The organism is Aquimarina mycalae (assembly GCF_029906345.1).
Lineage (GTDB): Bacteria > Bacteroidota > Bacteroidia > Flavobacteriales > Flavobacteriaceae > Aquimarina.
Genome location: NZ_JARYGY010000010.1, coordinates 182,228 through 194,425, shown reverse-complemented (window position 1 = coordinate 194,425; position 12,198 = coordinate 182,228). Strand labels below are relative to the sequence as shown.

The following is a 12,198-nucleotide window of genomic DNA, read 5'->3' as shown; positions in this document are numbered from 1 at the left end:
CACTATGGACCAAGCACTACAAACTATGATCAACAATATGCCTGAAAAAACAGGTAAATCATTAGATCAATGGAAACTGATTTTAAAAGACAATCCATTTGCAAAACATGGAGAAGCTGTGAAATTTTTAAAAGAAACACATGGAGTAACGCACGGGTTTGCCAATACCATCGTAACTTTATCCAAGGAATCCAATGATACTCCTGATGATTTGGTAACTAATCAATACAAAGGCAAAGAAAGTCTCATCCCTATCTATCAAAAACTTCTTACTGTTGTAGAAGCTTTTGGAACCGATGTTATGAAAACTCCAAAAAAAACAAGTGTAAGTATCATCAGAAAAAAACAATTTGCATTGATAAAACCTGCTACCAAATCCAGAATTGATCTTGGATTAAAACTAAAAGGTAAACCTACTACAGCGCGCTTACAAAATTCTGGTCCTTTTGGCACTATGTGTACGCATAGAGTACAATTAACATCCATTGACCAAATAGATACTGAACTTGAAGAATGGTTAAAAGAAGCATATCACATGGCAGAATAGTAAACCTATTCTACCCTCAAGTTACAGTTAATGTATTCATACATTGTTTTATATAAATAACAGTAAAAGGTAGTTTTAAACTTTATATTTTATTTATGATATAATTCATCTCATAATATGAATTAATCAAGATATTGCCACCGATTATTTATATTCTTAAAACAAAATTCACATGAACATTACATTAGAACAAGCAGAAAAAATCATTGCTGCTGCCAAAAAAAAATCGATCGTCTTAAATACCAAAATGAATATCTCCGTAGTTGATTCTGGAGCAAATCTAGTCGCTTTTGCTCGTATGGATGGAGCCTGGTTAGGTTCACTGGATATTTCATTAAAAAAAGCAAAAACCGCTCGCTTCTTTGATATGAATACTGGTATCATCGGAGAATTATCTCAACCTGGAGGTTCCTTATATAATATAGAACATTCTAATGGAGGACTTATAACTTTCCCAGGTGGAGTTCCTATAAAAAACGAAAACGATGAAATTATAGGTGCAATTGGAGTAAGTGGTAGTACTGTAGAAAATGATCATGCAGTAGCAGAAGCTGGTGCCACTGCATTATAACAAAAAATGTTATAGATTATTCAAAATAAATGTCGATAGTAAAAATTATTTATATAATTTAGCATCAGTAGAATTTCAGTAATCTCTTATAGATTGCCTACTTATCTCCTAACGTAAGGAAGACATCGGGGAAATAAGTTTGATTCTTTTACAGAAAACCTCTGTATACCTTAACTAACTTTTTGTTGGTGTGGTGTATAGAGGTTTTTTTTATACATCTATCCTAAAATTATAAAAACATACTTATGAAAAAAATTGTAATTATTTTGATAGTAATCATCTTAGCGGTATTCGGGGCCATAATGTTCTTTCCTTCGCTATTATTTAGCTCTGCTATTGGACAAAAAATAATGTTGACATTAGAGGGAGATCAAGTTGCCAAATTCTATTTCAAAGAAAATCAAAAATCAAAGGATACCATATACATGACAGGTGTCATTTACTCTAATACGCTAAAAGATATTAAAGAAGTATTAAGTGCCAATCCGTCATTAACGACAATCGTTATGGAAGAAGTTCCTGGTTCTATTGATGATGACATCAACCTTCTGGCATCATTAGAAATAAAAAAACAAGGAATTAACACCTACATACCAAAACATGGAATGGTAGCCTCTGGTGGTACCGATATGTTTCTTGCTGGAACAAAAAGAAATGCACATCATAGCGCTAAATTAGGAGTACATTCTTGGGCTGGAGAAGATGCTGTTGCTTTAGATTTTCCTAGAGATCATGAAGAACACGATAAATATCTTAACTATTATAAAGAAATAAATATCCCCGAAGAATTTTATTGGTATACATTAGAAGCAGCTCCTGCAAATGACATCCACTGGATGACTGCAGAAGAAATCAATACATATCAAGTTTTTACATCTTCTCAAAAGAATATCGAATTATTAGATATTCAAAAAAAACTAGCCTCTGATGATTTTAAAGGAAGAGGAACTGGTGCAAATAATGAAACACAAGAACTCATTAAGACTTATTTTTCGGACATAGGTCTTCATAAGTTTCGAGAGAATTACAGTACTCCGTTTGTTTTTAATAATGAAAGAACCAAAAAAGAAGGACGAGGGACAAATATTATGGGGTATATACCTGGTAAGGTTCATAAAAACAAATATATCGTCATTGGAGCACATTATGATCATTTAGGAATCATCAATAATGAAATTTACAATGGTGCTGATGATAATGCCTCTGGAACTGCAGCCTTATTATGTCTTGCAAAATATTACGCTAAGAATCAACCTGATTACTCTATAATATTTGTTGCTTTTGATGCTGAAGAACAAGGTCTATTTGGTTCTAAACATTTTGTAAACAACCCTCCTATTCCTATCGAAGAGATTAAACTGAATATAAATTTTGATATGATTAGTCGCAACGATAAGAATGAAATTTATGTAGTGGGTACTTTTCCATATCCCCAGTTCAAACCAATCATAGAAAAAATTGCTGCAACCAGTGATTTAAAGGTTTCATATGGTCATGATGATCCAGAAGACAGTACCAAAGATTACTGGATGTACTCCTCTGATAATGGATCCTTTTTTGAGAAAGGAATTCCTAATATTACCTTCAGTGAAGAAGATCACGCTGATTACCATAAAGCTACAGATGATTTCGAAAACATAAATCCCGAATTTTATATAAAAGTATATGATCTCATACAAAAGTCCATTACTAAAATAGATCAAAACTTTCCTGTTTCAAGCAAATGATAACTCCTTTAGATATAAAAACAGCTTATCAGAATATTAAACACGATGTTTACCAAACACCTATGGTATTCTCTCCAGAATTAAGCAACATTTCTGGAGCTAAGGTTTATTTAAAAATGGAGCAATTACAACATACAGGATCTTTTAAAATCCGTGGTGTTCTAAACAAGATACATCATATTGATAAAAAGAAAATGGACACACCATTTGTAGCAGCATCTACTGGTAATCATGCTGCTGCATTTTGTTATGCTTCCGAAAAATTTGGGTTTCAAGGCACGTTGTTTTTACCAAAAAACATTAATGAATCTAAATTAAAAGCATTACGTCATTACAAAAACATTAAAAAGGTTTTTTATGGTAAAAATAGCGTCGAAACTGAGACAAAAGCTAGCATTTATGCTAAGAAAACAAATGGTATTCTAATTCATCCTTATAACGATGCTGCTATCATATCTGGGCAAGGTACTATTGGGTTTGAAATTGAAAATCAATTACCAGAAGTAGATGCTATCTTAGTCCCTATTGGCGGTGGTGGGTTAATTTCTGGAATTGCTTCTTATTTTAAAACGCATAACAAAATAGATGTTATTGGATGTCAACCTATAAATGCTGCAGAAATGTACTTTTCAGTAAAACAAGGTCATATTTTACCTCCAAGTACTGTAGAAACAATTTCTGATGCTACTGCTGGCGGAATTGAAGAAGATGCTATTACATATACTATTTGTAAAAGTTTGATAAAAAACTTCGAACTTTCAGAAGAAGAACCTTTAAAAAAAGCAATAGCATTTATGATAAAGTATCATCAAACTATCATAGAACCAGCAAGTGCTTTATCAGTTTCTACAATATTAAACACCAAAAAATATGCTAACCAAAATGTGGTTTTAGTGTTAACAGGAAAAAAAATAAACACTCCTTTATTAACAGAAATTTTGAATACTTATGGCAACTGTTATTAACATACAAGAAATACAATCAATTGTAAAAGATATCGATATCGTTTCTGCAATTGAGGAAGGTTTTATTCAATACAGTAATGGCAATACTATTGTGCCACCAGTCGGCGAATTACTTTTTGAAAAACCAAAAGGAGAAGCACATATCAAATATGGATACATCAAAAATGATGAGTATTATGTAATTAAAATTGCTTCTGGTTTTTATGATAACCCAGCATTAGGAATTCCTTCTAGTCAAGGATTGATGTTATTATTTAATCAAAAAACTGGTCAATTAGTAGCTGTATTACTAGATGAAGGATATCTAACAGATATTAGAACTGCGGCGGCTGGAGCAGTAGCAGCAAAATATTTCGCACCAAAAAATATAAAAGCAATAGGAATTGTGGGTACAGGTATTCAAGCCAGATTGCAATTGCAATATCTACAAAAACATACTCCTTGTAAAACAGTTTGGGTATGGGGAAGGAATATGGATAAAGTACATACCTATATCTCCGAAATGGGTGATATATATGATTTTCATATTGCTACTAACATAACAGAAATTGCCAGAAATTGTAATCTCATTGTTACTACTACTCCTGCCACTACTCCACTTCTTATGGCACAGGATATTCAATCTGGCACCCATATTACAGCTGTTGGTTCTGATACTGAGGATAAACAAGAGCTAGATAGTGAATTGCTTAAAAATGCGGATCTAATTATTGCGGATAGCATTCCGCAGAGTAAAACGAGAGGAGAAATATATCATGCAAGAAAAACAGATGCTATTACTAACAAAAAAATCGTTGAACTAGGAACCGCTATTCAGGATACCTCATTACAACGAATGCACGATCAACAAATTACTGTAACCGATCTTACAGGAGTAGCTGTACAAGATATTATGATCGCAAAGGCAGTATATATGAACTATAATAAAAATTAAAAGACTATGAATATTCCAATTTTTGAACTAGAAAGAGTACAGTCATTATTTGAAAACACTGTAGATTATAATCTAACTGAAAGTGGTTTTCATCCATATACACTTACTGAATTACTAAATAAAGATCAAATTAATACATTAACTAATACTGTTTTAGGATATGGTCAAACAAATGGATCAATTCCTTTAAGACAGCGAATTAGTGCATTATACAATGGAGCTCATGAAGAAAATGTATTGGTTACGAATGGATCTTCAGAAGCTAATTTTATTGCGTGTCATACTTTATTAGAAAAAGGAGATGAAGTCATTATGATGGTTCCCAATTATATGCAAATATGGGGGATTGCAGAAGAAATGGGATGTATTCCTAAAGCATTTCATTTAAGGGAAGAAAATCAATGGAAACCAGATATTGCAGAGCTAAAATCGCTTGTTACCTCTAAGACCAAAATGATTGCAATATGTAATCCTAATAACCCAACAGGATATACACTTACTACTGATGAAATGCAAGAAATTGTAGCTATCGCTAAAAGTGTTGATGCTTGGGTGTACTGTGATGAAGTATATAGAGGTGCAGAACTCGATGGAAATACTATAGAAAGTTTTATCGGAATGTATGATAAAGTAATGGTTAATGGTGGATTATCTAAAGCATACGCCTTACCAGGATTACGATTAGGATGGCTCGTAGGTCCAGAAAATCTTATTGCCGATACTTGGGCTTATCACGATTATACTTCTATTACGGCAGGCATCATGAGTCACTACATTGGTGAGATCGCATTACGTCCTGAAAAGCGCCAAGAAATTCTAACCCGAAACAGGACTATGCTTAACGAAAATCTAATTGCTGTTAAAGAATGGTTAGACCAATATGGAGATGTATTCGAATATGTCGCTCCAAAAGGTGGCGGAATGTTATTTATTAAATATAACATCGATATTAATTCAACAGAATTGGCAGAATGGCTTCGTACAGAAAAAAGTGTATTCATTTTAGCAGGGGATTGTTATGGTATTGATCATCATTTTAGAATTGGTATTGGTGAACGTAAAAAATATATTCTGGAAGGATTAGAGAGAATAAAACAAGCTCTTAAAGAACGTTTTAATGTATAAGAACGTAAGAACTAGCACTCAAACCTTTACTATGAGTTGATAATGTCTATGTGCTATTGCAGCATATAATTACTTTGTTCATACGACCCGATAGCCTATATATAGCCTATCGGGTTTTTTATTTTGATTACCCGAAATTTAAATTTGTCAAAAGATATAGTCTGTTTTCAGAATTATGTACAAATAACTTATTTTTAAAGTTCGAAAATTAATTCTGGTTATGACAGCACAAGATCTTACTGATTGCCACAAAAAAATCAAGCCCTACATTCATAAAACTCCTGTATTAACTTCACGTCTTCTTAATCAGATTTCTGGTGCAGAATTATATTTTAAATGCGAGAATTTTCAACGAATGGGAGCTTTTAAAATGCGTGGTGCAACACATGCGATTTTACAGTTATCTGATGAACAAAAATCTAAAGGAGTAGTAACACATTCGTCCGGTAATTTTGCGCAAGCATTATCTCTTGCTGCTCAAAGTTTAGGTATTAAAGCATACATTGTGATGCCTTCTAATGCCCCACAAGTAAAAAAAGATGCAGTTGCGGCATATGATGGTCAAATTACAGAATGTCCTCCTACTCATAAAGATCGTGAAGAGACTGCAAAAAAAATACAACAAGAGAAAGGAGCTACTTTTTTACATCCTTACAACGATTCTCAAGTAATTCTAGGACAAGGAACTGCTGCCTTAGAATTATTAGAAGATTATCCTAATATAGAATATCTGTTCGCTCCAGTAGGTGGTGGTGGGTTAATTGCAGGTACTGCATTAGCAGCCAGTTTTTTTAGTAGCAATTGTACTGTAATAGGTGGAGAACCTTTTGAAGTAGATGATGCTTATCGTGCATTACAAAGTGGTAGACTAGAGATTAATGAAACCACCAATACGGTTGCCGATGGACTCAAAATGCCTTTGGGTGATATTACATTTCCTATCATAAAGAAACATGTTTCGGAAATCATTAGAGTGGATGAAAAAGAAATTATATCGGCTATGCAATTGATTTGGGAACGAATGAAAATAGTGATCGAACCTTCATGCGCAGTTCCTTTAGCTGCATTATTAAGAGAAAAAGAACGATTTAAAAGAAAAAAAATAGGACTTATTTTATCTGGAGGTAATGTAGATCTTGGAAATTTACCTTTCTAAAAATACTTTTAATATATTTTTAACAACAACTCAAACCTCTTTAAACAAAGGACTTAAGCTTTATTTCTCCTAATTAATTAGTTAAACTACTAACTTATTAGTTGTAAAACTAATTAATTAGGAGTATGTTTGTTCTATCAAATTTCAAGATCATGCAAAAGTTAGCTAAAAGAGAAGAACAGATTATGCAGAGTTTATGGAAACTTGAAAAAGCTTTTATAAAAGAAATCATTGAAGAACTACCAGATCCTAAACCTCATTATAATACTACTGCCACTATTGTAAAAATTTTAGAAGAAAAAGGATTTATAAGCCACAAGGCATTTGGTAATAGTTTTCAATACTATCCTTTGATATCAAAAAATGACTATCAGAAGGATGTTTTAGGAGAGGTAGTCAATAACTACTTTGATAATTCACCGCTAGCTTTGGTTAAGTTCTTTGCCAAAGAAGAAAAAATCAATACTGAGGAATTAGAAGAAATCATCAAACTCATTAAAAACAATAAGTAATGGCTTACATCATCTACAGTGCAGCACTTATAGGCTTATCGTATCTTATATACAGATTATTCCTTTCTAAAGAAACATTTTATAACCTAAACAGGTGGGTTTTACTTTCTTTGATCCTGGTATCATTTTCTATACCGTATATCTCAGTACCAGAAAACGTATCTTTTAGAACTACAATTTTTCAGAAACCCGAAGCTGAAATTATTACCACCGAAACAGCTGAAACTTCTATTATTGAAGATGAAACACAACCTAATATTTCTGAGAACACTACTCCAACAATATCAGAAAATATCGCCAATACTATTACTCCTTCTATTATTGCTTTAGACTGGAAATCAATAATCATTTATATCTATATATTAGGTGTTATGGCTTTTGGGGTTAATTTTTTAATCCAGTTAAGTGTTTTATTATATAGAATGATCAAGTATCAAACTATAGAAGCTGATATCTATAAAATTGTAGAAACCGACACTAATCACGCTCCTTACTCTTTTTGGAATAGAATATTTATAAACCCTAATCAATATAATCCAGATACATATTTACAAATTCTTAAGCACGAGCAATTGCATATTACTGGTAAACACAGTTTAGATATGCTAATTGCAGAGTTTCTAGTCACCGTGCAATGGTTTAACCCATTTGCCTGGTTATATAGAAAAGCTATTGATAATAATCTAGAATATCTTACTGATAATAGTATGCTTACAGTAGGTGAAGACAAAGAGATTTATCAAATGAATCTTTTAAAAGTATCTACTCCAGATATGCCAACAGGATTGGCAACAAGTTACAATCAATCATTTCTCAAAAAACGAATAATTATGATGAATTCTAAAAAATCGACTGCAAAATCAGCATGGAAATACCTAATCATTATTCCATTACTGGCCTTGACTGTATTATCATTTAATCCAGTCAGCGTAGATACCTCAATTGCTGAAATTGATGAATCTTACCTCAACGAATTAAACACTCTTACCGAAAAACATTTTAAAGACAAAGAATCAAAGTTCAAGAACGATTTTACTAAAGGTGTTTGGGATGCAGAAGTTGGAGGAGGAAAATTATGTATTATGTACAGAAGTGCTGAACCTTTAAAAAGAAGTTTTTGGTCCATCACGAGATGTTATGAACCCTCTTTCTTTGCTGGTTTTCCTACTGGAGATAAACAAAAGTTAGAAATCACCAGAGATGCTGGATCCATGACGTATGTTGGAGAGTTTCAGGATGGACTAGGAGATGGAAGGTATACTTTTGTTCCTAATTCAAGTTTTAGCAATGCTTTATCCAAGCAAGGATTTACGGCAGATAATGAAGAGCTGGTTCATTGTTTTCTTACAGATTTTGACAATCAGTATTTAGTATACCTTAAGCAAGAGAATCTTTCTTTAAGTCAGGATGATTTTGAAGATATTATCCATAAAGGACTTTCTCTCGAAAAATTAAAGATGTATCGAAAAGAGCTTTCTAAGTTAGGATATAATGACTATACAATGCGAGAAGTAAGTAAACTAAACTTATTTGATGTTGATGTTTCTTATATCAAGTTTATTAATAAAGTGAACGGACAAAAAACAACATTAAAGGAAATTACAAAGGCCAAAATCCATAATTTATCTTCAGAATTTATTAAATCGTATACCGATAATGGATATAAAAAAATGTCATTAAATGATTATATGCGATTAAAGATTCATAATGTATCTCCAGAATTTATTGCAAATTTCAAAAAAGAAGGATACACTAACATCTCTGCCAAAGAAGCACAAAATCTAAAGATACATAATGTTACACCTCAGTATGTTCAGTCATATCAAAATATGGGATACAAGAACATTACGTTAAAAGAAGCTCAGAATTTAAAAATACATAATGTAACGCCATCATTTATCAATAGTTTTAAGAAAGTTGGATACCCTAATATTACATTAAAGGAAGCCAAAAATCTAAAAATTCATAATGTGACTGCTGATCTAATAGAGTCTTATAAAAAAGCTGGGCAAACTAATCTTTCATTAAAAGAAGCTATTAAATTAAAAATACATAATGTAAGTCCAGGTCAGGTTGGAAATACGAAGCATAACCATAACAGTCAGTCAAGTTCTACCAATAATGCAGGTAAAAGGAGTCAGCAAATACAACAAACACCTGGTGATTTTATAAAACAATTTAAAGCACTTGGGTACGAAAATGCCTCAGTAGATGATATAATTTCGTTAAAAATTCATAATGTAACACCCGATTTTATTAGAAAATATCATCAAGCAGGTTATAAGAACATTTCTCTAGACAAAGTAGTTGGATTAAAAATTCACAATGTTACACCAGAATTTATTGAGTCCTTCAAAAAAGCGGGATATAAAAACGTTTCTCTGGAGGAAGCTATGTCTTTAAAAACACATAATGTATCTCCAGATACTGCATCAGAATATGTAAAAATTGGATATAACAACCTTGATATCGATGATTTAATGTCTCTAAAAATTCATAACGTATCACCAGATTACATCAAAAAATTTAAGAAAACTAGATTTGGTAATCTACCATTAGATGATATTATATCTTTCAAAATTCATAATGTAAGTCCAGAATTTGTAAAACCATTTGAAGATTTAGGCTACAAAAATATTACTGCGGATCAAGCTATGAGTCTTAAGATTCATAATGTAAGTCCAGAGTTCGTGAAATCCTTAAAAGATCAGGACGAGAACATTTCTCTTGAACAAGCAATTAGAATAAAAATTCATTTTTAAGTATTTATAAAAAAACTAGCCAACAACTAAGTACTTAGATTAAGTACATTCATCAATCATTAAAAAGCTACTAGTTTTATACGATTAGTAGCTTTTTTATACATATTCAAGTTTACTAAAGCATGAATTTTTTAAAATTATTAAAATGAAACATGTATATATTTTACTAATGGTTTTAGTAATATTTTTAGGTTGCGAGTCTAAAAAGAAAGAAACTAAAAATGAAGGGCAAGAAGTCTCATCTGAACAACTTTTAACAAGATCTGTTAAGGGTAATACGGTAATTTCAAACGAGTATCCAGAAATTGAAATTGACGTTAATAATGAATTTCAGTATATAGGTAAATTTGATTTTGAAATAATAGCTTCTTCTGATGAATATTCAGAGGATCTACAAGGAAAACCTGTTGCGGCTGGTGAACGCTATGTATTTGCTTCGATGGATAAAAACCGATCTATAAATAAGCTTTTCATTATTCAGTTCGAAGGTTTTTTACCTGAGAACGATTTAATCTATAATTACAACTTCAGTACTGCAGACTTTATTGGTGATAATAAGTATCGTCATAATACCTGGTTTTATGATAGTAAAAAGTCAGCTTTAGAAAACCCGAACAGCGAAGGTGCTAAAACAAGGAAGTTTCTAGAAGAAAAAGGATATCTAATTGAAAATCAATTTATGATGTCTCGCTTTGTTGGATTAGCAAGTAAAGACAGAAAAAACGAGATTATTATTTTTTATCAAGAAATGCTTTATAAAACTACTGGATACACCTTAGAACAATATGAAAATTCAATCAGTGATGAAGAAGCTAGATCCATTCGAGATTCATTTATTGAACGTTCTAGGAATAGCTTTAATATCACTAAAGGATGAAAAGTAATATCTTCGCTAATCGTTCTGAAAATAATTAGATATTATCATTAAAAAAACTGCTAATCACATTTGACTAGCAGTTTTTAATACGTATTCGACATTATTAGCATTTTATAACATCAGAAGAATTAATACAATTGATAAGCCCAATCGATTGCTCTTCTATCATCACTAGACCAACCAGGTGTTGAACTTAATCTCCAGTTACATACATATACACTACTTTTCATGACAGAACCACAGTTATTAGCTCTATGATACGATACACCTCTTGTACCTGGTATCAATTCTCCTTCAGTTTGATCTGAATGCAAATAACCAAGGTTATGTCCTAATTCATGTATTAACAGAGCCATAGTAGACTCCCCAGAAGAACCCTCGTGATCCTTAGCTGTATTTATATTTAACCATGAACCTACATTTCCTCTACCATCTGGTAATGCAGCTCGTGCCCAAGCATTAGTATTAGTCTGGTACCAAGCACCAACAAGTATATCTGCCCGTGATCTGGTATAGGTCCTTCTTATATTAATATTAGGACTTATGCGACTCCAATGATAAGCAGCCCAAGAAAACTCATATTCAAACTGTCTTGGAAAGTTTCTTTCTATGTAATAAGTAATATCTCTTGAATTACTATAATAAACTCCATTACCAATACGATACCACTGGTTTTTTGCATCGCTAGGTCGGTTTTTATCCAGATTACCCTTAAGTTCAAAAGGAAATGCAATATCACCTCCATAGATAAACGATTTTCGTTCAAAATCTGGTGTAAGGTTTTCAGAAGAATACCCCTGTTCTACTAAGAAATCTAAAGTGGATGTTGCTTCTTTAGATAATGTCTGTTTTTCTTGATATAAATCTTCTTGATTTAAATCTTCATTTTGGCAACTAAAAGATAATAAGATAGTTAACAAAACTAAAATGAGTTTGAATTTGTGTTGTAACATAATGTTAGTTTTTAAGTTATTAGAAAATTACCTAATAATTTAAGGTGCAATCAATACCATATTAGCAGA

11 protein-coding genes are annotated in these 12,198 nt (G+C 32.0%); 10 read left to right on the top strand and 1 reads right to left on the bottom strand.

The annotated features are described in order from the left end of the window. The first annotated feature begins 4 nt into the window (after window positions 1-4). The 10 genes from QBK95_RS21295 (at window position 5) to QBK95_RS21250 (ending at window position 11,176) form a co-directional block, all read left to right on the top strand. Window positions 5-547 (top strand): DUF4287 domain-containing protein, encoded by a 543-nt coding sequence (locus QBK95_RS21295; protein WP_280936587.1) that lies wholly within the window; start codon window positions 5-7, stop codon window positions 545-547. A 172-nt stretch (window positions 548-719) separates the two neighbouring features. Beyond that, window positions 720-1,118 carry a GlcG/HbpS family heme-binding protein gene (locus QBK95_RS21290; protein WP_280936586.1) on the top strand — a complete coding sequence of 133 codons (399 nt, stop codon included), beginning with the start codon at window positions 720-722 and terminating at the stop codon, window positions 1,116-1,118. 245 nt (window positions 1,119-1,363) lie between these two features. Next, window positions 1,364-2,845 (top strand): M28 family peptidase, encoded by a 1,482-nt coding sequence (locus QBK95_RS21285; protein WP_280936585.1) that lies wholly within the window; start codon window positions 1,364-1,366, stop codon window positions 2,843-2,845. Then, window positions 2,842-3,810: a pyridoxal-phosphate dependent enzyme gene (locus tag QBK95_RS21280; protein WP_280936584.1), complete on the top strand. Its 969-nt coding sequence runs from the start codon at window positions 2,842-2,844 to the stop codon at window positions 3,808-3,810. The genes QBK95_RS21285 and QBK95_RS21280 overlap by 4 nt, the downstream gene beginning before the upstream one ends. Next, window positions 3,794-4,744, top strand: coding sequence for a Rossmann-fold NAD(P)-binding domain-containing protein (locus QBK95_RS21275; RefSeq protein WP_280936583.1), 951 nt, complete (start codon window positions 3,794-3,796; stop codon window positions 4,742-4,744). The genes QBK95_RS21280 and QBK95_RS21275 overlap by 17 nt, the downstream gene beginning before the upstream one ends. A gap of 6 nt (window positions 4,745-4,750) precedes the next feature. Further along, window positions 4,751-5,869 (top strand): aminotransferase class I/II-fold pyridoxal phosphate-dependent enzyme, encoded by a 1,119-nt coding sequence (locus tag QBK95_RS21270; RefSeq protein WP_280936582.1) that lies wholly within the window; start codon window positions 4,751-4,753, stop codon window positions 5,867-5,869. Window positions 5,870-6,089: 220 nt separating this feature from the next. Then, on the top strand, window positions 6,090-7,025 hold the full coding sequence (locus tag QBK95_RS21265) for a pyridoxal-phosphate dependent enzyme (RefSeq protein WP_280936581.1): 936 nt from the start codon (window positions 6,090-6,092) through the stop codon (window positions 7,023-7,025). A gap of 152 nt (window positions 7,026-7,177) precedes the next feature. Further along, window positions 7,178-7,537 carry a BlaI/MecI/CopY family transcriptional regulator gene (locus tag QBK95_RS21260; protein WP_280936580.1) on the top strand — a complete coding sequence of 120 codons (360 nt, stop codon included), beginning with the start codon at window positions 7,178-7,180 and terminating at the stop codon, window positions 7,535-7,537. Continuing rightward, entirely contained in the window at window positions 7,537-10,299 is a 2,763-nt protein-coding gene (locus tag QBK95_RS21255) for a M56 family metallopeptidase (protein WP_280936579.1), read from the top strand. The genes QBK95_RS21260 and QBK95_RS21255 overlap by 1 nt, the downstream gene beginning before the upstream one ends. A gap of 145 nt (window positions 10,300-10,444) precedes the next feature. Continuing rightward, complete coding sequence (locus tag QBK95_RS21250) at window positions 10,445-11,176, top strand: hypothetical protein (RefSeq protein ID WP_280936578.1); 732 nt, start codon at window positions 10,445-10,447, stop codon at window positions 11,174-11,176. 128 nt (window positions 11,177-11,304) lie between these two features. Here the strand turns inward: QBK95_RS21250 and QBK95_RS21245 are convergent, their stop codons facing one another. Then, on the bottom strand, window positions 11,305-12,129 hold the full coding sequence (locus tag QBK95_RS21245) for a zinc metalloprotease (protein WP_280936577.1): 825 nt from the start codon (window positions 12,127-12,129) through the stop codon (window positions 11,305-11,307). Window positions 12,130-12,198: the final 69 nt, after the last annotated feature.